The sequence below is a fragment of the Mesorhizobium sp. C264A genome, assembly GCF_040324515.1.
Classification (GTDB): Bacteria; Pseudomonadota; Alphaproteobacteria; order Rhizobiales; family Rhizobiaceae; genus Mesorhizobium.
Genome location: NZ_JAMYVY010000001.1, coordinates 3,753,733 through 3,774,952 on the forward strand (window position 1 = coordinate 3,753,733; position 21,220 = coordinate 3,774,952).

Consider the following 21,220-nt stretch of genomic DNA (forward strand, 5'->3'; position numbering starts at 1 on the left):
TGGGTCGAGTTCCTTCGCGCCCCCTCTGTCCTGCCGGACATCTCCCCCACTTGGGGGGAGATTAGCAGCTTTGGCGACCGCGCCTCTCTAGCAACGTCGAAGGTTGGCGAAGGCAGAGATGACTGGTGATCTCCCCCCTTGTGGGTGAGATGTCCGGCAGGACAGAGGGGGGCGCGAAGGATCGCCGACGTGAGACATTCCGCCCCCATCAAAACCTCGGAATATCCGGAAATGCCAGCTGCCCCCGATGCACGTGCATGCGCCCAAGCTCCGCACAGCGGCGCAGTTGTGGAAACACTTTTCCCGGGTTAAGCAGATGGTTGGGATCGAAGGCGCATTTGACGCGCATTTGTTGGTCGAGGTCGATCTGGTTGAACATCTCCGGCATCAAATCGCGCTTCTCGACGCCGACGCCGTGCTCGCCGGTCAAGACGCCGCCGACCTTGACGCAGAGCCGCAAGATGTCGGCGCCAAAACTTTCCGCCTTGTCGAGTTCGCCCGGCACGTTGGCGTCGTAGAGGATCAGCGGATGCAGATTGCCGTCGCCGGCGTGGAAGACGTTGGCGACGCCGAGGCCGTATTTCTCCGACAGTTCGCGCATGCCGGCGAGCACACCCGGCAATTCCTTGCGCGGGATGGTGCCATCCATGCAGTAATAGTCGGGCGAGATGCGGCCGACCGCCGGGAAGGCCGCCTTGCGGCCAGCCCAGAAACTCAGCCGCTCCTGTTCGGATTGCGAGATGCGACAGGTGGTGGAGCTGTTCCTATAGGCGATCGCTTCGACGAGACCGATCAGGTGATCGACCTCGACGCCCGGCCCGTCGAGTTCGACGATCAGCAGCGCCTCGACATCAAGGGGGTAGCCAGCATTAACGAAATCCTCCGCGGCATGGATTGCCGGCCGGTCCATCATCTCCATGCCGCCGGGGATAATGCCGGCGCCGATGATGTCGGCGACGCACTGGCCGCCCTGCTCGCTGGTCGGAAAGCCGATCAGCAGAGCGCGGGCCGTCTCCGGCTTTTTCAGGATGCGCACGGTGACCTCGGTGACGACGCCGAGCAGGCCTTCGGACCCCGTCATGACGCCGAGGAGATCATAGCCTTCCGAGTCCAGATGATTGCCGCCAAGCCGCACCACCTCGCCGTTCATCAGCACCATCTCGATGCCGAGCACATTGTTGGCGGTCAGGCCGTATTTCAGGCAGTGCACGCCGCCGGAATTTTCCGCGACATTGCCGCCGATCGAGCAGGCGATCTGCGAGGATGGATCGGGCGCATAGTAGAAGCCCTCCTGCTCGACGGCGGTGGTGATGCCGAGATTGGTGACGCCGGGCTGAGCGACGACGACGCGATCGGGATAGTCGATGGCAAGGATGCGGTTGAAGCGGCTCATGACCAGCAGCACGGCATCCTCGAGCGGCAACGCGCCGCCCGACAATGAGGTTCCGGAGCCGCGCGGCACGACACGGATGTTGCGGTCGTTGCAGTATTTCAGCACCCGCGACACCTGCGCCACCGTTTCCGGCAGCACCACGACCAGCGGCAATTGCCGGTAGGCGGTGAGGCCGTCGCTTTCGAAGGCGCGCATCTCATTGGTGGCGTCGACGACGCCCTCGCCCGGCACGATGATGCGCATGTCGGCGACGATCTCCGCCCGCCTTCGCATCGTGGCGTCGTCTGGCTTGGGCATGACAAGGCCGGACATCGGCGGCGTTCTCCGCTTGGCTGGTAAAAATCTTTTACCAGTTACATCTGGATGTTGCAAACACCGCATTGGGCAAAGAGCGTACTGCCGGCCTTCCGCAGCGGCAATCTGCCGCTATGAATCTTAACCCTCCCCCTTGTGGGGAGGGTCGCGAACGCAGTGAGCGGGTTGGGGGTCCGCGCGACGAAAGCTCTTTACGAGCACCCCCACCCCGATCCGCTATGCGGATCGACCCTCCCCACAAGGGGGAGGGTAAGGTGCGCTCCTACTCCCCCGGATGTTTCGCCGGCTCGGAGTGCATCCGCCTCACTCGCCGCACGCCCCACCAGACCAGCAGGATGGCGACCGGCACCGCCGCGGCAGTGACGATTTCGGGCGCAATGGCATGGCGGAAGATCGATGCTCCCTTGGCGAGATAGGAGATCAGGCCGACGACATAGTAGGACACTGCTGCCACCGACAGGCCCTCGACCGTCTGCTGCAACCGCAGTTGCAGCCGGGCGCGGTTGTTCATCGACGCCAGCAGATCGCGGTTCTGCTTCTCGACCTCGACATCGACCCACGTGCGCAGCAGCGTCGTGGCGCGGGTCAGTTTTCGCGACAGGTTGGCCTGGCGCTCCTCGACCGACCGGCAGGTGCGCATGGCGGGTGCCACCCGCCGCTGCAGGAAGCCGCCCCAGGTGTCGTAGCCGGGCACGGCTTCTTCGTCCAGCGCTTCCAGCCGCTCGACAACGATGCCGTCATAGGCGCGGCTGGCGCCGAAGCGATAGAGGCTGGAGGCGGCATCAGCCTCGAGTTCAGCGGCAAGCTCGGTCAGGTCGGCGAGCAGCGTCTGGCTGTCGCGGGTTTCAGCGACCTTCATTTCCAGCGTGGTCTGCGCCAACCGGTCTTCAATGCGGCGGGCGCGGCTCGACAGGGTCAGCGCCAGCGGCAGGCCGAGCATGGCAAGCGTGCGGTAGGTCTCAACGTCGATCAGCCGCTGCGACAGCGCGCCGGTCCGCGCCGGCGTCAGGCCGCGATCAAGCACCAGGATGCGGGTCAGGCCGTCGCCGTCCTGGCGGAAATCGGTGACGATGGCCGCATTGCCGCGCTCGACCAGCGAATAGCAGAGGCTCGTCGGGTCGAAGGCCGCAATCAGCTTCTCGCTTGCCGGCGTCCATTTGCGGATCTCCAGCCTTATGCCTGAGATCACCGTTCCCGGCGGCGAGAACCCGTTGCCGAAAGGAGAATCCTCCTGCGCCCTGCCGCTTTCGGCAAGCGGCCCTTCCCAAAGATAGGTCGAGAATTCCGTATGCCGCTCCCAGCGCAGCGTACCCTTGCCCCACTTCATGGCGTGGTGGCGGGCATGACGGTCGGGCGCCGCGATGCCGAGGCGCCGCGACAGTTCGGAGAGCACGGCCATGTCGACGCCGGAGCCGCCCTCGGTCATGAAGGCGAGTTGCACAAGCACGCGCGGCTTCTCGATCAGCGGATGCGGCCGGGCATGGACCTCGCCGATCGCGCCGGGCCGTCCCTCATGCGCGGGAAAGCCCATCACGCTGCCCTGGGCGCGCGGCTGGAATTCGAGGTTAGACGTCTCGTCCGACACGGTGGTCCCCCTGTTCTCGACCCTTCGTGTGATGGCGTCCTCTAAAGGCAATCCATGAGGCGCGTAAACACCAAAGTCTAGCATCGTAGGTCCTGCCGGCGCGACGCGCAGACCGACCCGATTGGGCGAATTGGATAAATAATTTGACCAGTTGGCGACGCTGGCTTTATCTTGCGCGACACCGGTTCAATTTCCCAGGCCCCCGTTGAGCGATATTTTCTCCAGGATCGAGCATTCGCGCACCGCCGACGAGGTGGTGCAGCAGATCGAAAGCCTGATCCTTGAAGGCGTGCTGCGCACCGGCGACCGGCTGCCGGGCGAGCGCGAGCTGGCGCGCCAATTCGACGTGTCGCGGCCGATCCTGCGCGATGCGCTGAAGGCGCTGGAAGGGCGCGGGCTGCTGATCACCAAGGCCGGCGGCGGCACCCATGTCGCCGACGTCATCGGCCAGTTGTTCACCAAGCCGGTGACCGACCTTATCTCGATGCACCGCAAGGCGGTGACCGACTATCTGGAATACCGCCGCGAGATCGAAGGTGTTGCGGCCGAATATGCGGCGCGGCGCGCGACAGCGGACGATATTGCGCTGCTCGACCGCATCATGGCGCGCATGGACGAGGCGCACCGCACCGGCGATTTCGACGACGAGGCGGAAATCGACGTCGAGTTCCACCATGCTGTGTGCGAATGCGCGCACAACATCATCCTCTTGCACACGCTGCGCTCCTGCTACCGGCTGCTGTCTGAAGGCGTGTTCCAGAACCGGCTTCTGGTGTTCAGCGTGCCCGGAGCGCGCGAGGCGCTGCTGGCCCAGCACGGCGCGATCTACAAAGCCGTGAAGGCCGGCGATCCCTCAGCAGCCCGCCAGGCGGCGATGGACCATATCTCCTATGTCGAGCGCTCGATGCTCGAGGCCGAACGCAGCGGCGACTGGCAGCGCGTGTCGCGGCTCAGGCTTAAGCAGCGCTCCGACGCCGACGACGGCTTCAAGACGACTGGCTAACGAGGAACCACCATGAGCGACATCCTCACCATTGCCGATCTCAAGGACCTGGCGCGCCGGCGGGTGCCGAAGATGTTCTACGACTATGCCGATTCCGGCGCCTGGACCGAAAGCACCTACCGCGCCAACGAGGAGGACTTCCAGAAGATAAAATTCCGTCAGCGCGTGCTGGTCGACATGAGCAACCGCTCGCTGGAATCGACCATGATCGGCGAGAAAGTGGCGATGCCGGTTGCGCTTGCCCCAACTGGAATGACCGGCATGCAGCATGCCGATGGCGAGATGCTGGCGGCGCAGGCGGCAGAGGAATTCGGCGTGCCGTTCACGCTGTCAACGATGAGCATCTGCTCGATCGAGGATGTCGCGTCGGTGACGAAGAAGCCGTTCTGGTTCCAGCTCTACGTGCTGCGCGACAAGGATTTCGTGCTCGACCTGATCGACAGGGCGAAGGCTGCGAAATGCTCGGCGCTGGTGTTGACGCTCGACCTGCAGATCCTGGGGCAGCGCCACAAGGATGTCCGCAACGGGCTGTCGGCGCCGCCCAAGATGACGCTGGCCAACATTGCCAACATCGCCATGCGGCCACGCTGGCTGATGGGCATTGCCGGCACCAAGCGCCGCACCTTCCGCAACATTGTCGGCCATGCCAAGGGCGTCGGCGACGTCGCTTCGCTGGCATCGTGGACGACGGAGCAGTTCGACCCGCACCTGTCGTGGAAGGATGTCGCCTGGATCAAGGAACGTTGGGGCGGCAAGCTGATCCTGAAAGGCATTCTCGACAAGGAGGACGCGCTGATGGCGGTCGAGACCGGCGCCGACGCCATCATCGTTTCCAACCATGGCGGGCGCCAGCTCGACGGCGCATCGTCGTCAATCATGGCGCTGGAAGAGATCACCGATGCCGTCGGCGACAGGATCGAGGTGCATATGGACGGCGGCATCCGCTCGGGCCAGGACGTGCTGAAGGCGCTTTGCCTCGGCGCCAAGGGCACCTATATCGGCCGCCCGTTCCTGTACGGATTGGGCGCCATGGGCAAGCAAGGCGTGACCCTGGCGCTGGACATCATCCGCAAGGAGATGGACATCACGCTGGCACTGTGCGGCAAACGGCTGGTGACCGAGATGGGCAAGGACCAGTTGCGGCGATAGGGTCTTGTTCACCGATTAGACCCTAGCCTCGCTGGATCACGGAGACGAAGCCGCCTTGACCGAGACCGGCATCCACTACCTCGACGCGCGCGCACCCGATGGCATGCGCCTCTATGCGATCGGCGACGTGCATGGCCGGCTCGATCTGCTCGCCGCCATGCATCGCCGCATCGAGAGCGAACTCGAATACAAGCCGACCAGCGATTGGCGCGTCATCCACCTCGGCGACTATGTCGACCGCGGACCAGAGTCCAAGGGCGTCATAGACTTCCTGATCGAGGCACAGAAACGCGATCCGCGGCATCTGATGCTCGCCGGCAACCACGATATCGGCTTCCTCGATTTTCTCGACGAGCCTGACCCGGAAGGGCTGTTCATCCGTTATGGCGGCGTGCAGACGGCACAATCCTATGGTGTCGACCTAGCGGGACACGCAAGCTGGTTCGGCAAGGCCGAGGCGTTACGGCGGGGACACCAGGCACTGGTCAATGCTGTACCGCAAGCCCATGTCGACTTCCTGCGGTCGCTGCAATTGTCACTGATATCAGGTGATTTCTTCTTATGCCATGCGGGCGTCAGGCCTGACGTGCCGCTGGCGAGCCAGAGCCCGCAGGATCTGGTCTGGATCCGCGACGTCTTCCACAACCATCCAGGGCTTTACCCGAAGGTGATCGTGCACGGCCACACACCGGTGCCGCAGGCGGAGGTGATGCCGAACCGCGTCAATGTCGACACACTCGCCTGGCAGTCAGGCATGCTCAGCGCGCTCGCCGTGGACGGCGCGGACAAGCGTATCCTGACTGTGCAGGGAAAAGCGTTTTAGCGAAGCGCGGCGGTGACGCCGTAGCCGTCGACGGCCTGATGGTTGTTGGCTGCATCGGCGGAATAAATGCCGAGACCGCACAAAACGATGGCAGACAGCATGACAAAGGACAGAAGCGCTGCTTTCACGGACGTCATCTCTAGTTGAGCTTCCTGCATCTGGGCACGAGGCGGTTACCAATGGGTTGAAACCGAGAATTCGTCTCAAAGTTTCGACGATTTCGCGCTTGTAGGTCGATTCTGTATCGGCGGTGTGTCGCGCGGATCACACAGAAGGTTCATCGCGATTGCATTGCCGATGCATAGCGCGCGCCTTGTAGGATGGCGTTCGGCCACAAACCAAGGACGAAAGAAGTTGTCCCCGGCAGATTCCCCGCCGCGTGCCAATTATGCAACGGATAGAGCGGTTCGCCGCTACGGCGAACCGCTCTATCCTTTTATCTGACGCAATTTCGGACGGAAAACCGCTTCACACTTTTCCTGGAATTGCTGACTGCGCGCGGCCAGTCTCAGATCGTCGCCACCCAGGCGCGGGCAATGGCCAAGCCCGCGGCGTCGGCCTCGGGGCCGTTGCGTGCCATTTCGCTGTCGAGGCGATCGTGCCAGTCGGGATGGCGATCGGCAATCAGCGGCGCGAAGGACGTGCTCCAGTCCCTCACCATCGGCCGGTCGGCCTCGAAATGGAACTGGAAGCCGTAGACGGCGCGGCCGATTCGGAACGCCTGGTTCTCAGCAATTTCGCTGCCGGCAAGCCGCACCGCATTTGACGGCAGCGCGAAAGTGTCGTCGTGCCATTCGAAGATGGGGAAATCCTGGGGAAGTGCGCCAAGCACCGGATCGGTTCTGGCGTCCGGCGTCAGCGATACCTTGTGCCAGCCGAATTCCGAGGCGCCGCCGATCTGGTTCTCACCGCCGAAAGTGCGGGCAACCAACTGGCTGCCCAGGCAGATACCGAGAACCGAGCGATCCTTGGCGGCGAAATCGCGGGTCAGTTCGAGCAGCGCCGGGAAATACGGGTAGTCATCGTCGGCCAGCGCATTCTGACCGCCGCCAAGCATCACCATGGCATCGTGTCCGGTCGCGTCGTCCGGCAGCGCATCGCCCTTGTAGGGCCGGCGCAGGTCGAGATCGGCGCCGGCTTCGGCGAGCGCGGCACCAACCTGGCCAAGGCCGGTGTTGTCGTAGTTCTGGACCACCAGCACCCGCATCGCAAAACCCTGCTGACATGAAATGACGCGACGAGCGATATCATGTCGCCCGTATTGCAGCCAAGATGCGTATTCGGGAGAGAGCTATGCCACTGCAGAATCGGGTCGATCCGTTCGGCGCCATCCATGCCATATCCGAGCGCGGCCTGTTCACCGGCAATCGCGGCATCATCCACGATCCTGAGACCAAGACGCTGCTGAAAAAGCGTTGGGCCTTGCCGGCCTGGATCATCTGCGTCTGCCAATTCCGCAATGTGCGGCGCGAGCCGATGGGCAGGAACAGGCCGGGCGGCAGGGCCGGCTGGACCGAGTTGTTCTTCCTCGACGAGGTGACGGCGCTGGCCGCCGGGCACCGTCCCTGTTTCTATTGCCGGCGTGAGCGAGCCACGGATTTTGTCGGGCGTTTCGGCAAAGTCTTCGGTGTAAACGAACCGCGCGCGCCAATGGTGGACAAGCGGCTGCACAAGGAGCGGCTGGCTTCCGGCGGCAAGCCACCTGATGTCACCATGGGAGAGCTTGCCGAATTGCCGGACGGAGCGATGATCGCGGATGGCGGCTCGGCCTATGCGCTGCGCGGCGGCAACGCGCTGCCCTGGTCGTTCGCAGGCTATGGCGATGCGGCGGCCTTCGACAGCCTTGCCGGCCGGTCGCTGCGCCTGCTCACACCGGCCACGACCGTTTCGGTGCTGCGGCACGGTTTTGAACCGGTGTGGCATCGTTCCGCCGAGACTTGACGCCAGGCACCGCCTCGCCCATTCCTCGGCGATGCGCGCCAATTACAAGATGCAGCGGCTGTTCGTGCCGGACGACCTCGCGGCAGGCATCGAATTCGATGCCGGCCAGCAGCAGAGCCATTATCTCATGCATGTGCTGCGGCTCGGCGAAGGCGCCGAGATCCTGGTCTTCAACGGCCGCGACGGCGAGTGGTCGGCGGCGATTGCCACCAGGTCGAAAAGGGCGGTGCGGCTGAAGGTGCTGGCCTCGCAGAGACCGCAACCGCCCCTGCCTGACCTGATCTATTGCTTCGCGCCGCTGAAACAGGGCCGGCTCGACTATCTCGTGCAGAAGGCGGTCGAGATGGGCGCCGGCATCCTGCAGCCGGTGATCACCCAGCACACGCAAGTGGCAAAACCCTCCATCGACCGGCTGCGCGCCAATGTCGTCGAGGCGGCCGAGCAATGCGGCATACTGGCGGTGCCGGAAGTGCGCGAGGCCGAGAAATTCGAGCGCCTGCTCTCCGGCTGGGACAAGGAACGCCGGCTTATCTTCTGCGACGAGGATGCCTCGACCAACAATCCACTGCCAGCGCTGCAGGGGTTGAGGGAAAAGAAACTGGCGCTGATGGTCGGACCGGAAGGCGGCTTTTCCGACGAGGAACGCAAGATGCTGCGGGCGCTCCCCTTCGTCACCGCCATCCCGCTCGGACCGCGCATCCTGCGCGCCGATACGGCAGCGGTGGCGGCGCTTGCGGTGATGCAGGCGACGGTCGGAGACTGGTAAGAGGCGTAAAGATCAATTCCTGTTGACCTGTGGCTCAGGATTTTTCGCTTGATCGGCTGCTGACATTTCGTCCATTTAGCGCCGGCGGGCTCCGAGAGCCGCAGAGGGGGCCCCATGGCGCGCGACACAACCGATTTCCGGCCAATCGAAGGCATCGACGAACTGGTCGAGCATCTGGCCGAAGGCAACAAGCCGCGCGACAAGTGGCGCATCGGGACCGAGCACGAGAAGTTCCCCTTCTATGTCGACGGGAACGCGCCGGTGCCCTATGGCGGCGAGCGCGGCATCCGCGCCATCCTCGAAGGCATGCAGCAAAAGCTCGGCTGGGACCCGATCATCGATGACGGCCGCATCATCGGCCTGGTCGAGCCGACCGGACAGGGCGCGATCTCGCTGGAGCCTGGTGGCCAGTTCGAGCTGTCGGGCGCGCCGCTGGAAACGATCCACCAGACCTGCCGGGAGGGCAATGCGCATCTGGCGCAAGTGCGCGAGATCGCCGAGCCGATGGGCATCCGCTTTCTCGGCCTCGGCGGCAGTCCGAAATGGTCGCTCGCCGAGACGCCGAAAATGCCGAAATCGCGCTACGAAATCATGACCCGCTACATGCCCAAGGTCGGCACCAAGGGTCTCGACATGATGTATCGCACCTGCACCATCCAGGTGAACCTCGACTTCGAAAGCGAAGCCGACATGCGCCGCAAGATGCAGGTGTCGCTGAAGCTGCAGCCACTGTCGACGGCGCTGTTTGCCAACTCGCCCTTCACCGACAGCCGGCCGAACGGGCTGCAGAGCTGGCGCGGCGACATCTGGCGCGACACCGACAACCAACGCTCGGGCCTGCTCGAATTCTGCTTCTCGCCCGAGTTCGGCTTTGCCGACTATGTCGAATGGGCGCTCGACGTGCCGATGTATTTCGTCATCCGCGACGGCCACTATCACGACATGACGCACATCACCTTCCGCCAGTTCATGGCCGGCGTTGCCCGCAATGAAGTACCGGACGGACTGCCCACCATGGGCGACTGGGCGAACCATCTGTCGACCCTGTTCCCTGACGTCAGGCTGAAGCGCTTCCTCGAAATGCGCGGCGCCGATGGCGGGCCGTGGCGCCGCATCTGCGCGCTGCCGGCCTTCTGGGTCGGGCTGCTCTATGACGAGGCCGCGCTCGACGCCGCCGAGGCGCTGACTTCGAGCTGGACCTATGAAGAAACGCTGGCGATGCGCAATGCGGTGCCGGAACAAGGCATTTCCGCGCCGTTCCGCAACACGACGCTGCGTGAGATCGGCCGCGATGTAATGACCATTTCGCGCCTTGGGCTCAAAAATCGCGGCAGGAAGAACCGCGACGGCTATGACGAGACCTCGTTCCTCAACACGCTGGACGAAGTCGTGGCGCGCGGTACCACCAGTGCCGAGGAAATGCTGTCGGCCTACCACACGCGCTGGGGCGGCTCGATCGAGCCGGTGTTCATGGAATATGCGTATTAGCGTCGCGCCTTGAGCAGCGGCAAAAGCCGCTTCAATCGAACATCGAAACGAACTAGGTTCTCCCTCGAGGATTTCCGGGAGGAGAAACCGATGCCTACCTTGTTCGACATATTGGCGCAGGCGCAGAACGGCAACGGCATGCAGGCGCTTGCCCAGCAGTACGGGCTTTCCATGCAGCAGACGCAGGCGGCTGTCGCCGCTCTGCTGCCGGCCTTCTCGCAAGGGCTGCAACGCAACACCGCCGATCCCTATGGGCTAGGCGCCTTCATGACGGCGATGGCGAGCGGCCAGCACGCCAGATATTTCGAGGACGCGACCAGGGCTTTCTCACCGCAAGGCGTCAATGAGGGCAATGGCATTCTGGGTCATCTGTTCGGCTCGAAGGAGCTGTCGCGCGCGGTGGCCAGCCAGGCTGCGCAGGCGACCGGCGTCAGCCAGCAGATCTTGCAGCAGATGCTGCCGGCCATCGCTTCGATGGTGATGGGCGGATTATTCAAACAGACGACAAATCAGTTGACCGGGGGTCAGATGCAGGCCGCCGGTGGCTTCGGCGGTGGCAGCAATCCGCTCGGCGAGATCATCGAACAGATGATGCGGCAGGCGGGCGGCGGGGCACAGCCTGCGCCGCAGCCAGCACCCAATCCTTACGGTGAGAACCCGCTGGGCAAAGTGCTGCAGGACATGTTCGGCGGCGGCGCCCAACAGCCGCAAAGCCAGCCGCAACAGGCGCCCAACCCCTATGGCGACAATCCGCTCGGCAAAGTGTTGCAGGACATGTTCGGCGGTGGCGCGGCACAGCAACCGCAGGGCCGGGCGCAGCAGCCAACACAGCCGCAACAGACGCAGAGCCCTTACGGCGACAACCCGCTGGGCAAGATTTTTGAAGAGATGATGCGGCAAGGCGGTGGTGGCGGCTTCGGCCTGCCCGGTGGGCAGCCGGCGCCGCAGCAGCCGCAAGCACCCCAGCCGCGACAGGCACCCCAGGAGCGCGAGGCGCCGCAACCGCAGGCCAATCCGAGCGGCAGGCCACGCAATCCGTTCGACGATATTTTCGGCAAGATGTTCGAGACCGGCGCCCAGCAGCGCGACGACTATCAGAAGGGCGTGGAAACGATCTTCGACCAGTTCAAGCGGGACATGGACCGGCGGTAGTTGGCGGTAGTTGGGCGCTGACCTTCGCGGCTTCGGAGCAAGGAACGAAGCGAGCGGCGCAGACCGCACGATGACCACGGAGCTTTAAAAGAAAAGCCCGGTCCTGGAGGAGGACCGGGCCAGTGTGCAGGCTGGCCGGCGGGGAACCGGCAGGGAGTGGGGAGCCTGCTATACTCGTTGGTCGCGGCGAGCCTGAGAAAGGTTCACGGCAACCGAAACAATGCGCCCGATATCACGCTATCTGGCGGGCGAGATCTTCGATCGTATCGGCACGATCGCTCGCAATCGCACGCAGCTTCACGGTCGGATCGGCGCCGAACGGCACATCGATGGCGACATGGAGGTCCGAGCGCGTCAGGCCGATATCGGCGAGTTCGGCGTCCGACATCTCGCCAAGGCGATAGAAGGCGCGGCGATTTTTCCAGGCCTGGTAGGCATTGAGAAGAGTGTTGGCCACGCGCGTCGCAACGGCCGGACGCGAGGTGATGCGCGAGGTCTCGGTGGCGAAATCAAACGTGGTCATGTCGGTCTCCTTCAGACTCGAACTGGACAAGACCAGGCGATCGGCGCTGAGGACAGCGGCCGTTCCGGTCTCGATTCACATGCCTTCATGTGGACAATGTGAATTTGCCACGCACCGATTGATTAATCCAACGAATGTTTCTAATCTTTAGCATCAACGCTACTGATGGATTGGACCGATGAAAGCGCCACTCGATCTCGACCAGTTGCAGACCTTCATCTCGATCGCCGATACCGGCAGCTTTACCCGCGCGGCCGAGGAAGTGCTGCGCACGCAATCGGCGGTGTCGATGCAGATGCGCCGGCTGGAAGAGCGGATCGGCAAGCCGCTGTTCGAAAAGGACGGCCGCACCAACAGGCTGACCGAGGAAGGCGACAAGCTGCTCTCCTACGCGCGCCGCCTGCTCTATCTCAACCGCGAAACGCTGGCCGCCTTCGATGACCAGCGGCTCGAAGGCACCATCCGCATCGGCACCCCCGACGACTATGCCGACCGGTTCCTGCCCGAAATCATGGCACGCTTCACACGGTCAAACCCGCGCGTCGAACTGACCGTCATCTGCGAGCCTACGCCAGGCTTGGTCGAGCATATCAAGCGCGGCAATCTCGATCTTGCGCTGGTGACGCACAACGATACGCGCGGCCAGTCGGAAGTGGTGCGGCGCGAGCCGCTGCTATGGGTGACCTCGGCCAACCATGCCACGCACGAACAGGAAGTGCTGCCGATGGCCTTCGGCCGGCCGAACTGCATCTGGCGGCGCGCCGCCGTCGATGTGCTCGACCGGCAAAACCGCGACTATCGAATCCTGTTCACCAGCTTCTCGGCCACCGTCATCACCGCCGCGGTGCTGTCGGGGCTGGCGATCTCGGTGCTGCCGGAATGCGCGCTGCGGCCCGGCATGCGAGTGCTGGGCGAAGCCGACGGTTTTGGCGCCCTGCCCGACTGCCGCATCGGCATCATGCGCGGCCAGACCTCGCGTCCCGAAATCGTCGACGCTCTGGCCCGACACATCTCGGAAAGCCTCGACAATATTTCCGTGCCGCTCGGCGAAGAAACGGGAAGCTTCGATTTCGCCTCGCTCGCCTTCGCCAAGATGAAGCGGAGCAAGCCGAACCAGATCCTGCCTGGCTGGTAGGAACGATCAGGCCGACGCTGCCGCCTCCGTCGTTGCGTTGGCCGACGACAGGCCGGGCAGCGCCACCAATTGCGCCGGCTCCAGCGGCGGCGACAAGAGGTAGCCCTGCAGCTGCTGGCAGCCCATGGCGACCAGCAGCGCCTTTTGCACCTCGGTCTCTACGCCCTCGGCGGTGACCTCGACCTTGAGCGCGCCGGCGAGATCGATCAGCGCCTTGACGATGGCGCCCGAATTGCCGTCGCCGTCGAGAAGCCGCACGAAGGAGCGGTCGATCTTGAGCTTGTCGATGGCATGGCGGCGCAGATAGCTCAGCGACGAATAGCCGGTGCCGAAATCGTCGAGCACAATGCCGACGCCCGACTGGCGCAAGGCTGCCAGAGCCGCTCTGGTGGTGTCGTTGTTTTCCAGGAGAACGTTTTCGGTGATTTCGAGCTGCAGGCGCTTCGGCGCCAGTCCGGTTTCGGCGAGGATCGAGGCAACCTCTTCGGCAAAGCCGGCGTCGCGCAATTGCAGCGGCGAGACATTGACGGCGAGCCACGGCAGTTTGGTCTTCACGGCGAAGCGGCAGGCTTCCAGCAGGGCCCATGCGCCGAGCTGCCCGATCATGCCGCGTTCCTCGGCGATGGCGATGAACTGCGCCGCCGGCAGTGCGCCATGGACCTCATGCGCCCAGCGGATCAGCGCCTCGGCGCCGACAATGGTCTTGCCGTCGCTGGCAAAGACCGGCTGGTAGGCGAGCTTGATACCGGTGCCGCCATTCAGCGCGCTACGCAGCTCGCTCTCGACCTTGCGCTTGCGCAGCAAAAGGTCGTCCATGTCGCCGGCGAAGACCTGGTAGCGGCCACGGCCGTTCTTCTTGGCTTCGTAGAGCGCGATGTCGGCCTTGCGCAGCAGATCGTCTGCGTCGGCATCAGGGCCTGTCGACAAGGCTATGCCGATGCTGGCGCTGATAAAGACCTGATCGTCCATCAGCTTGAACGGCTCCTGCAGTTTCTGCAGCACCCTCTCGGAAATATCCTCGGCGTTCCTTACGTCGCGGACATCGATCAGGATCACCGCGAATTCGTCGCCACCCAGTCTTGCCACCGTGTCGACGTCGCGAACCGTATGCTGAAGCCTGGCCGCCGTCTGGCGCACGAGTTCGTCGCCTGCCGGGTGACCAAGCGTGTCGTTGACATGCTTGAAGCGATCTAGATCGAGATAAAGCAGCGCGACCTTGCTTTCATTGCCGGAGGTAAGCAAGGCACGCCGCAGCCTGTCCTCGAACAGTGCCCGGTTGGGCAGGCCGGTGAGCGTGTCGTGAAAGGCGAGATATTGCGCCTGGGCCTGGCTGGTCTGCAGCGCCGATGACGCACGGCGCAGACGCCGGAGCAGAAAGGCGAGCACGCTCGCCGCAACCAGCGCGGCCAGAGCCAGGGCCGGGCTGGCCTTGCCCACCAGCGTCAGGCCGGGCCGTTCCTGGTCCCAGGCAATATAGCCGAGGATGACACCCTGTTTGTCGATAAGCGGAATGGCAGCCGAGCCAAGCGGCTGAGCCATCGGCAGGAGATGCGCCCCCGCCAGCAGATATTTCTGCGCGATCTTGCCGATCACCGCGTCGTTGATGAACTCTATGGAGACATGCAGATATTCGCTGCCGGATGCCTGGGTGACGCGATCCGAACTCGGCACCAGAGGCATGACGCTGAGTATGGCAGGCTGACCGCCAAGCGAGACCAGATCGTCGGCAACGAATTTTGCGCCGGCCTGGCTTGCGTCCTTGCTCATCATCTGGCGCAACCTGGCGATGGTCGGCCGCAAAGCGGGTTCGTCCTCGCCAAAGACGGCAGGCGACACGACCTTGCCTTCGCGCATGGCGTGGACCGGCCGGTTGGCGTCGTCCAGCACATAGACCCGGTTGTGGCCGTAATACGAGTACATCCAGACGCTGAGATTCTCTGCCATCCAGGTCTGGTTGCCGGCCTTGGCGTTGATAACGGAATCATCCCAGACGGCGACGCTTTCCTGCTCGCGCTTTACCGCGGCGATCTGGTCCTGCAGGCCGTTGGCCAGGAAAACCTTCTGCCGCTCGAGCGAGACCCGGTCGGCCTGCATGGTGGCGTAAAGGCCGAAGCCGACAACGATGGCCAGTGCAAAAACGGCAAGCGTCAGCACCGTCAGGGTGACCTGGAACGTCAACGGGCTGCGTTGTCTGCGGGCGCTCATGCGTCCTCCTTGGCCCAGAGTCAATCAGGACAGGCTTAAGATCAAGTTATGGAATCTTGACGCGGAGCGACAACAGCCTCTCAATCGGCCGATGAGCGACGCAGAATCCGAATCACGAACCAATGCCACCGAATACACGGTGAGCGAGATTTCCGGCGCGCTGAAGCGTACGGTCGAGGATGTCTTCGGCCATGTGCGGGTGCGCGGCGAAATTTCCGGCTATCGCGGGCCGCACTCTTCCGGCCATGCCTATTTCACCCTGAAGGACGACCGCGCGCGGCTCGATGCCGTGGTCTGGAAAGGCACGATGAGCCGGCTGAAATTCCGCCCCGAAGAGGGGATGGAGGTGATCGCCACCGGCAAACTCACCACCTATCCCGGCAAATCCAACTACCAGATCGTCATCGACAATCTAGAACCCGCCGGCGCCGGGGCGCTGATGGCACTTTTGGAAGAGCGCAAGCGGCGACTGCAGGCCGAAGGGCTGTTCGATGCCGGCCGCAAGCGGCGGCTGCCCTTCATGCCGCGCACCATCGGCGTCGTCACCTCGCCGACCGGATCGGTGATCCGTGACATCATCCATCGCATCAAGGACCGCTTTCCGCTGCATGTGCTAGTCTGGCCGGTGAGAGTGCAGGGCGAGACGGCGGGGGCGGAAGTGACGGCGGCCGTCAACGGCTTTAACGCGCTGGCCTGGGATGGCGCGATTGCCCAGCCCGACCTTCTGATCGTGGCGCGCGGCGGCGGCAGCCTTGAGGACCTTTGGGGGTTCAACGATGAAGGGCTGGCGCGCGCCGTCGCTGCCTCGCGCATCCCGGTGATTTCGGCCGTCGGCCACGAGACCGACTGGACCTTGATCGATCTCGTCGCCGACATGCGGGCACCGACGCCGACAGGTGCGGCGGAGATCGCGGTGCCGGTGAAAGCGGACCTCGAAGCGACACTAGCCAGTCTTGGCGCACGGCTCAAAGCAGCCACCTTGCGCAATTTCGAACGCAAGCGGCAGGCCTCGCGTGCGGCCGCCCGCGCGCTGCCCTCGCCCGACCAGTTGCTGGCGCTGCCGCGACGGCGGCTGGACGAGGCGGCCAGCCGGCTTAGCCGGGGGCTGATGGTCTCCACCGAAAGAAAGCAAGCTCGGTTCTTCGCCGTGAAGCTCACTCCGGCAACGCTGTCCCGGCGGATTGCCGAGGCGCGACGCACCAACGACCGCAACCTTTTGCGCGCCCAAGGGGCGCTGCGAGCATTGGCGAGAGCCCGGCGCGCGGAGTTGAATCGTGCGGCGGATCAGTTGCCAAAATGTGCGAAAGCATCCCTGCAACGGCACAGGCAGCAACTGGCTTTGCTGCAAGGCCGCATTACGATCGAGCCAACGGCACGGCGGCAAACCGTGCAGAGGCATCTTCTGACGGCTTTGACGAGACGCGGCACGCAAGCGGTACTGCTCAGGCTGGAGCGACTGCGCGGCCGCATCGTCCAATCCGAGAGGCTGATGGCAACGCTGTCGCACAAGGCTGTGCTGGCGCGCGGCTTCGCGCTGGTCAAGGATGCCGACGGCGCGGTGATCAAACTGGCAGTTGATGTGGCGCCGGGCGCTGGCCTGCAGCTGGAGTTCGCCGACGGCACCGTAAATGCAGTCGCGACCGGCGACGCCGAGCGGGTGCAGGCCGTTGCCAAACCAGCGGCCACGCCGCCCGCCAGCAAACCCGCCGCAAAGCCGACGGCCAGCAAACCGAAAGAACCGGGCAATCAGGGCTCGCTTTTTTAGAGGACCGCATGACCGGACATGACCCGCATCTTCAAACGCCGGCGGGCAAGCCGCGCGCCCGTGCTTTCGGCATTGCCTTCGAGGGCACGCCGGGCGGCTTCAACACCATCACCGATGTGCCCGGCGTATCGGTCGGCTATGCGACGCTGATTTCCGGCGAGGGTCTGCTCGAGGTTGGCACGGGGCCGGTGCGCACCGGCGTCACCGCCATCCTGCCGCGGCCGTTGGCTGAGCTCGCCACGCCGGTGTTTGCCGGTGTCTTCAGCCAGAACGGCAATGGCGAGTTGACGGGGTCGCACATTATCGAGGAAGTCGGCGCCTTCAACCTGCCCGTCACGATCACCAACACGCATTCCTGCGGCGTCACCCGCGACGGCACGCTGCGTTGGATGCAACGCGTGCTGCCGGCGGCGCTCGACAGCGGCTGGGGCCTGCCGGTTGCGGCGGAGACCTATGATGGTTTCCTCAACGACATCAACGGTCATCACGTCGGCTTCGAAGATGTCGAAGCCGCGCTCGACGGTGCCGCCGGTGGAGCGATCGAGGAAGGCAGTGTCGGCGGTGGCACCGGCATGATTGCCTTTGGCTTCAAGGCCGGCTCGGGCACGGCATCGCGCATCATCGAGTGGCAGGGCATCAGGCATACGGTCGGCGTATTCGTGCAGGCGAATTTCGGCAAGCGGCGCAATTTCACACTGCGCAGCGCCCGCGTCGGGCCCGATCTGGTAGAGCCGGCGATGCGCGAAGGCACGCCGCGTGCCGAAAAGGGCTCGATCATCGCCATCGTCGCCACCGATGCGCCATTTCTGCCGCACCAGATGAAGCGGCTGGCAAAGCGCGTGCCGCTCGGCATCGCCATGACAGGCGGCTTCGGCTACCACAGTTCGGGCGACATTTTTCTGGCCTTCACCACCGCCAATCCGCAAGCAGCACTTGCACCGTCGGGACGAACCGCAAACGCCGCTTACATCCCGGACGTCGATATCGATCCGTTCTTCGATGCGGTGGCGCAAGGCGTAGAGGAGGCGATCCTCAATGCAATGGTCGCCAATGAGGATATGAGCGGACGCGACGGCAATTTCGTGCCGGCGCTGCCGAAGGCCTGGCTGAAAGATCGATTTGGATAGAGGACAAGGCCTGGCGGCGCCAGGCCTGTTGCGTCACGGCTTGGCCGCGTTGCTCTGGTCGGCCTCGGCCGCCTCTTCGAGCCGCGATGCGATCAGTTCCTGGATGTCGCCGACTTCTTCCTGGATATCTTCCAGCGGAATGCCGACCTCAGCGGCCTTGGCCGCGCACTCCTTGGCGAGGGTCTCGGCCTGCTTCTCGATCTTTACCGGCGAGTGCTGGCAGTGAACCTTTTCACCGATCCATCCGCGCAAGAACTCGATCGCATGTTCACTCATACTGCTTTTCCCTGGCGGCTATGCCGGTTGGTAACCGTAAACGTCCGCACCCGGTAAAGGATGCATGCTGCCATTCGAACCGAGTCGGCTTCGCCCGGCAAGTTGATCTTGTCGGAGGTCCGAAGAGCCGAATGAAGAAAGGGTTCAATGAGCACGTTCTGATTGTTTGATAGAGTGGTACGTTGGCCGGGATCGGCTTCGGCTCTATGCTATTGTTCTTACGATCTTTTCCTGCTGTCGACGGCCGATTTGTATCACAATAGGGATCACAACGCGTAACACATTTTCTGCTGCTTCGTGGTACACCGCCACAGCTACACGGTCGAAGCCGCCGCTATATAGTGACATCATTATGCGATGTCGACTCTATCAGCCATCCTGCTTCTTTCCGCCGCGCTGTGTCAAACGTCATCCCCGTCCAGTATGGAGATCGGATGGCCCCGGAGGGCGTATGAAGATGTTGATTTTATTGCGTTTCGTGGGCCAAAATCAGAAAGCTCTCGTCAGCGTCACCCCGCTCGACTGCCTCCGCCACACTCAGCGCCTGCGACGTCGATTCCTTGCACGTAAGGCGCGGGCCGGATGAACGACAACATTGGCGCTTTGGCAGCGCGCTCCTGCTAAGGACGATGTCTCGATGCAACAAGCTCTGCCTTTCGCTGCGCCGTCTCCAGACCGATTGAGATGAAGGCGCGCGCATGCCGGGCCAATTCCATATTGTCGGACCACAGATTGCGCCAGATCGCCGTCTTCCGTGACAGGTTCTCGTCGACGATCTTCGACGAGAAGGATTCAAAGCTGAGGTCGTCCCTATAGCCGATCGCGGTCAGCGCATCGAAGATGGCGGCAAAGTCGATATTGCCGGTGCCGAGGAAACCGCGATGGCTCTCGCCGATATGGACATAACCGATCTTGTCAGCGGCATGGCGGATAGCCAGTCCGACATCGCCCTCCTCGATGTTCATGTGGAAGGTATCGAGGTGCAGGAAGATGTTGTCGGAGCCGGTGTCCGCGATGAAGGCCAGGCCTTGTGAAGCGGTGTTGAGCAGATTGCTTTCGAAGCGGTTGACGATCTCCAGATTGAGCGTGACGCCGGCGGCCTTGGCCGTCTCCGCAACCTTCGCAAGTGTCCCCGCGCTGCGGTTCCACTGATCGCGCGTCGGCGCCTGCGTCTGCAAGCCGTGGCTGGTGCTGAGGATGCCGCCAATCTTCTGGCCGCCGAGATCGCGGGTGAGCGCGATCGTCTCGTTGAGGATCTCGACGCCGCGCGCGGCAACCGCCTTGTCGGCACTCGAAATGTCGCCGTCGGCCGGCAGGCCGATGCTGATCGCGACGCCGAGCTTGAGGTCGGCGATGCGCCTAGCCAACCCGCCAACGTCGACATTGGCCGGGTCAAGATAGGAGAACTCGATCAGGTCGAAGCCGGCCTCTCTGGTGTTGGCCAGCGTGCGTTCGAGGTCGCCTTGCGCCGAACTCGCCGACCAGACGAAGGAATGAATACCGATGCGCGACATGATCGTCTCCCGTTTCTGGAATTGAGATGCGGCCGGGTTGCCCCGGCCGCATCGGCCTTGGGAGGCTTAGCGGGCTGCGGTCCAGCCCTTGTAGTCTTTCAGGTTCTCGGCCGTGATCAGCTTCGGGTCGAGCAGCACGGTCGGCTCCGCCGGCTTCTTGCCGGCAAGCAGCTCAGCCGCCATCGTCAGCGACTGGCCAGCCATCACGTAGGGATCCTGCGAAGCCGAGGCCTTGATCATCGAGGTGCCGGAAGCGAGTTCCTTCTCGATATCGGGAGCGCCATCCACTGCGGTGAAGATGAACTCCGAGCGATTGAGCTGCTTGGCCGCAAGCTGGGCGCCGATCGCCGTCGGATCGTTGATGGCAAACACCGCATCGATCTTGTCGAAGCGGGTGAGCAGCGACTGGAAGACCTTCAGGCCGCCGTCGCGCGAGCCTTCGGCATTCTGGTCATCGGAGAGGATCTTGATGTCGGGGTGTTTTGCAAGGACGTCTTTGCAGCCCTTCACCCGCTCCAGGATCGACGACGACGCCGGGCCGTTGAGGATAACGTAGTCGCCCTTGCCGCCGGTGTGGTCGACCAGATACTGGCAGGCCTCTTCGCCGGCCTTGACGTTGTTGGTCATCACGGTGACGTCGGCGCCTGGCGCCGAGACGTCGAAGGCGGCAACGACGATGCCCGCTGCTTGCGCCTTCTTCACCGCCGGGCCGATCGCCTTGGCATCGACCGCATTGAGCATGATCACGTCGACACCGGCGGCGATGAAGGAATCGACCTGAGAGACCTGCTTGTTGAGGTCGTAGTCGGCCGACACTGAGGTTACCTCGACCTTCGGGTTGATCTTCTTGGCCGCGTCCTCGATACCCTTGATGGTCGCGACGAAGAAGGGGTTGCCGAGCAGGCCGACCGAGATGCCGACCTTGTTGAGGTCCTTGGCCGATGCGGGCGCGATGGCGGCAGCCGCGAGTGCGACGCCGCAGAGCAGTTTAGCGATGGTCTTCATTGCTTTCCTCCAATTGCCCCGCGCCTCTCACGGTGCGTTACACAAACCGGTCGTT

19 protein-coding genes are annotated in these 21,220 nt (G+C 63.5%); 10 read left to right on the forward strand and 9 right to left on the reverse strand.

The features are described from left to right. Nucleotides 1-208 precede the first annotated feature (208 nt). Together NKL04_RS18410 and NKL04_RS18415 are read right to left on the reverse strand one after the other, a co-directional pair. Nucleotides 209-1,705 (reverse strand): FAD-linked oxidase C-terminal domain-containing protein, encoded by a 1,497-nt coding sequence (locus NKL04_RS18410; RefSeq protein ID WP_023701295.1) that lies wholly within the window; start codon nucleotides 1,703-1,705, stop codon nucleotides 209-211. 265 nt (nucleotides 1,706-1,970) lie between these two features. Continuing rightward, on the reverse strand, nucleotides 1,971-3,293 hold the full coding sequence (locus NKL04_RS18415; protein ID WP_352723939.1) for a DUF3422 family protein: 1,323 nt from the start codon (nucleotides 3,291-3,293) through the stop codon (nucleotides 1,971-1,973). Nucleotides 3,294-3,498: 205 nt separating this feature from the next. Between NKL04_RS18415 and NKL04_RS18420 the strand changes: the two genes are divergently transcribed. Genes NKL04_RS18420 through NKL04_RS18430 form a run of 3 tightly spaced genes read left to right on the forward strand, consistent with a single transcriptional unit; the run spans nucleotide 3,499 to nucleotide 6,268 of the window. After that, complete coding sequence (locus tag NKL04_RS18420) at nucleotides 3,499-4,296, forward strand: FCD domain-containing protein (RefSeq protein ID WP_023695102.1); 798 nt, start codon at nucleotides 3,499-3,501, stop codon at nucleotides 4,294-4,296. Nucleotides 4,297-4,308: 12 nt separating this feature from the next. Beyond that, nucleotides 4,309-5,445, forward strand: a complete 1,137-nt coding sequence (locus NKL04_RS18425) for an alpha-hydroxy acid oxidase (protein ID WP_023701294.1) — start codon at nucleotides 4,309-4,311, stop codon at nucleotides 5,443-5,445. Nucleotides 5,446-5,500: 55 nt separating this feature from the next. Continuing rightward, the gene (locus tag NKL04_RS18430; RefSeq protein WP_023681837.1) at nucleotides 5,501-6,268 is read left to right on the forward strand and encodes a metallophosphoesterase family protein; all 768 of its coding nucleotides are present in this window, start codon (nucleotides 5,501-5,503) and stop codon (nucleotides 6,266-6,268) included. Here the strand turns inward: NKL04_RS18430 and NKL04_RS18435 are convergent. Both NKL04_RS18435 and NKL04_RS18440 read right to left on the reverse strand, forming a co-directional pair. After that, complete coding sequence (locus NKL04_RS18435) at nucleotides 6,265-6,405, reverse strand: hypothetical protein (RefSeq protein ID WP_006206855.1); 141 nt, start codon at nucleotides 6,403-6,405, stop codon at nucleotides 6,265-6,267. The genes NKL04_RS18430 and NKL04_RS18435 overlap by 4 nt on opposite strands. A gap of 371 nt (nucleotides 6,406-6,776) precedes the next feature. After that, complete coding sequence (locus tag NKL04_RS18440) at nucleotides 6,777-7,475, reverse strand: type 1 glutamine amidotransferase (RefSeq protein ID WP_023701293.1); 699 nt, start codon at nucleotides 7,473-7,475, stop codon at nucleotides 6,777-6,779. Nucleotides 7,476-7,561: 86 nt separating this feature from the next. Between NKL04_RS18440 and NKL04_RS18445 the strand changes: the two genes are divergently transcribed. The 4 genes from NKL04_RS18445 (at nucleotide 7,562) to NKL04_RS18460 (ending at nucleotide 11,615) form a co-directional block, all read left to right on the forward strand. Then, on the forward strand, nucleotides 7,562-8,209 hold the full coding sequence (locus NKL04_RS18445) for a hypothetical protein (RefSeq protein ID WP_023692351.1): 648 nt from the start codon (nucleotides 7,562-7,564) through the stop codon (nucleotides 8,207-8,209). 31 nt (nucleotides 8,210-8,240) lie between these two features. Beyond that, entirely contained in the window at nucleotides 8,241-8,975 is a 735-nt protein-coding gene (locus NKL04_RS18450) for a 16S rRNA (uracil(1498)-N(3))-methyltransferase (protein WP_023692352.1), read from the forward strand. 114 nt (nucleotides 8,976-9,089) lie between these two features. Next, nucleotides 9,090-10,463, forward strand: a complete 1,374-nt coding sequence (locus tag NKL04_RS18455; RefSeq protein ID WP_023670558.1) for a glutamate--cysteine ligase — start codon at nucleotides 9,090-9,092, stop codon at nucleotides 10,461-10,463. 90 nt (nucleotides 10,464-10,553) lie between these two features. Further along, a complete protein-coding gene (locus tag NKL04_RS18460) occupies nucleotides 10,554-11,615 on the forward strand; it encodes a DUF937 domain-containing protein (RefSeq protein WP_023701292.1) in 1,062 nt (353 codons plus the stop codon). A 232-nt stretch (nucleotides 11,616-11,847) separates the two neighbouring features. Here the strand turns inward: NKL04_RS18460 and NKL04_RS18465 are convergent, their stop codons facing one another. Further along, nucleotides 11,848-12,138 carry a DUF1127 domain-containing protein gene (locus tag NKL04_RS18465; RefSeq protein WP_023692355.1) on the reverse strand — a complete coding sequence of 97 codons (291 nt, stop codon included), beginning with the start codon at nucleotides 12,136-12,138 and terminating at the stop codon, nucleotides 11,848-11,850. A 178-nt stretch (nucleotides 12,139-12,316) separates the two neighbouring features. On the opposite strand from NKL04_RS18465, the gene NKL04_RS18470 reads away from it, so the two are divergent. Continuing rightward, entirely contained in the window at nucleotides 12,317-13,273 is a 957-nt protein-coding gene (locus NKL04_RS18470) for a LysR substrate-binding domain-containing protein (RefSeq protein ID WP_023695095.1), read from the forward strand. A gap of 6 nt (nucleotides 13,274-13,279) precedes the next feature. Here NKL04_RS18470 and NKL04_RS18475 read toward each other — a convergent pair whose 3' ends face one another. Next, complete coding sequence (locus NKL04_RS18475) at nucleotides 13,280-15,478, reverse strand: bifunctional diguanylate cyclase/phosphodiesterase (protein ID WP_032997307.1); 2,199 nt, start codon at nucleotides 15,476-15,478, stop codon at nucleotides 13,280-13,282. Nucleotides 15,479-15,569: 91 nt separating this feature from the next. Between NKL04_RS18475 and xseA the strand changes: the two genes are divergently transcribed. Both xseA and NKL04_RS18485 read left to right on the forward strand, forming a co-directional pair. Then, nucleotides 15,570-17,243: an exodeoxyribonuclease VII large subunit gene (xseA, locus tag NKL04_RS18480; RefSeq protein ID WP_023701290.1), complete on the forward strand. Its 1,674-nt coding sequence runs from the start codon at nucleotides 15,570-15,572 to the stop codon at nucleotides 17,241-17,243. Nucleotides 17,244-17,251: 8 nt separating this feature from the next. Then, nucleotides 17,252-18,370, forward strand: a complete 1,119-nt coding sequence (locus NKL04_RS18485) for a DmpA family aminopeptidase (protein WP_023701289.1) — start codon at nucleotides 17,252-17,254, stop codon at nucleotides 18,368-18,370. Nucleotides 18,371-18,403: 33 nt separating this feature from the next. Here the strand turns inward: NKL04_RS18485 and NKL04_RS18490 are convergent, their stop codons facing one another. The 3 genes from NKL04_RS18490 to NKL04_RS18500 all read right to left on the reverse strand — a co-directional run bounded on the left by NKL04_RS18490 (nucleotide 18,404) and on the right by NKL04_RS18500 (nucleotide 21,165). Then, nucleotides 18,404-18,646, reverse strand: coding sequence for a DUF768 domain-containing protein (locus tag NKL04_RS18490; RefSeq protein ID WP_023670565.1), 243 nt, complete (start codon nucleotides 18,644-18,646; stop codon nucleotides 18,404-18,406). Nucleotides 18,647-19,266: 620 nt separating this feature from the next. Further along, nucleotides 19,267-20,160, reverse strand: a complete 894-nt coding sequence (locus NKL04_RS18495) for a sugar phosphate isomerase/epimerase family protein (protein WP_023701288.1) — start codon at nucleotides 20,158-20,160, stop codon at nucleotides 19,267-19,269. A gap of 66 nt (nucleotides 20,161-20,226) precedes the next feature. Then, the gene (locus NKL04_RS18500) at nucleotides 20,227-21,165 is read right to left on the reverse strand and encodes an ABC transporter substrate-binding protein (protein WP_023670567.1); all 939 of its coding nucleotides are present in this window, start codon (nucleotides 21,163-21,165) and stop codon (nucleotides 20,227-20,229) included. Nucleotides 21,166-21,220 lie beyond the last annotated feature (55 nt).

Excerpts from the sequence above, each read along its gene's own strand:
- NKL04_RS18410 (WP_023701295.1), bottom strand. The coding sequence starts at position 1,705 with ATGTCCGGCCTTGTCATGCCCAAGCCAGACGACGCCACGATGCGAAGG.
- NKL04_RS18425 (WP_023701294.1), top strand. The coding sequence starts at position 4,309 with ATGAGCGACATCCTCACCATTGCCGATCTCAAGGACCTGGCGCGCCGG.
- NKL04_RS18435 (WP_006206855.1), bottom strand. The coding sequence starts at position 6,405 with ATGACGTCCGTGAAAGCAGCGCTTCTGTCCTTTGTCATGCTGTCTGCC.
- NKL04_RS18440 (WP_023701293.1), bottom strand. The coding sequence starts at position 7,475 with ATGCGGGTGCTGGTGGTCCAGAACTACGACAACACCGGCCTTGGCCAG.
- NKL04_RS18445 (WP_023692351.1), top strand. The coding sequence starts at position 7,562 with ATGCCACTGCAGAATCGGGTCGATCCGTTCGGCGCCATCCATGCCATA.
- NKL04_RS18450 (WP_023692352.1), top strand. The coding sequence starts at position 8,241 with ATGCGCGCCAATTACAAGATGCAGCGGCTGTTCGTGCCGGACGACCTC.
- NKL04_RS18455 (WP_023670558.1), top strand. The coding sequence starts at position 9,090 with ATGGCGCGCGACACAACCGATTTCCGGCCAATCGAAGGCATCGACGAA.
- NKL04_RS18460 (WP_023701292.1), top strand. The coding sequence starts at position 10,554 with ATGCCTACCTTGTTCGACATATTGGCGCAGGCGCAGAACGGCAACGGC.
- NKL04_RS18465 (WP_023692355.1), bottom strand. The coding sequence starts at position 12,138 with ATGACCACGTTTGATTTCGCCACCGAGACCTCGCGCATCACCTCGCGT.
- NKL04_RS18470 (WP_023695095.1), top strand. The coding sequence starts at position 12,317 with ATGAAAGCGCCACTCGATCTCGACCAGTTGCAGACCTTCATCTCGATC.
- NKL04_RS18475 (WP_032997307.1), bottom strand. The coding sequence starts at position 15,478 with ATGAGCGCCCGCAGACAACGCAGCCCGTTGACGTTCCAGGTCACCCTG.
- xseA (WP_023701290.1), top strand. The coding sequence starts at position 15,570 with ATGAGCGACGCAGAATCCGAATCACGAACCAATGCCACCGAATACACG.
- NKL04_RS18485 (WP_023701289.1), top strand. The coding sequence starts at position 17,252 with ATGACCGGACATGACCCGCATCTTCAAACGCCGGCGGGCAAGCCGCGC.
- NKL04_RS18490 (WP_023670565.1), bottom strand. The coding sequence starts at position 18,646 with ATGAGTGAACATGCGATCGAGTTCTTGCGCGGATGGATCGGTGAAAAG.
- NKL04_RS18495 (WP_023701288.1), bottom strand. The coding sequence starts at position 20,160 with ATGTCGCGCATCGGTATTCATTCCTTCGTCTGGTCGGCGAGTTCGGCG.
- NKL04_RS18500 (WP_023670567.1), bottom strand. The coding sequence starts at position 21,165 with ATGAAGACCATCGCTAAACTGCTCTGCGGCGTCGCACTCGCGGCTGCC.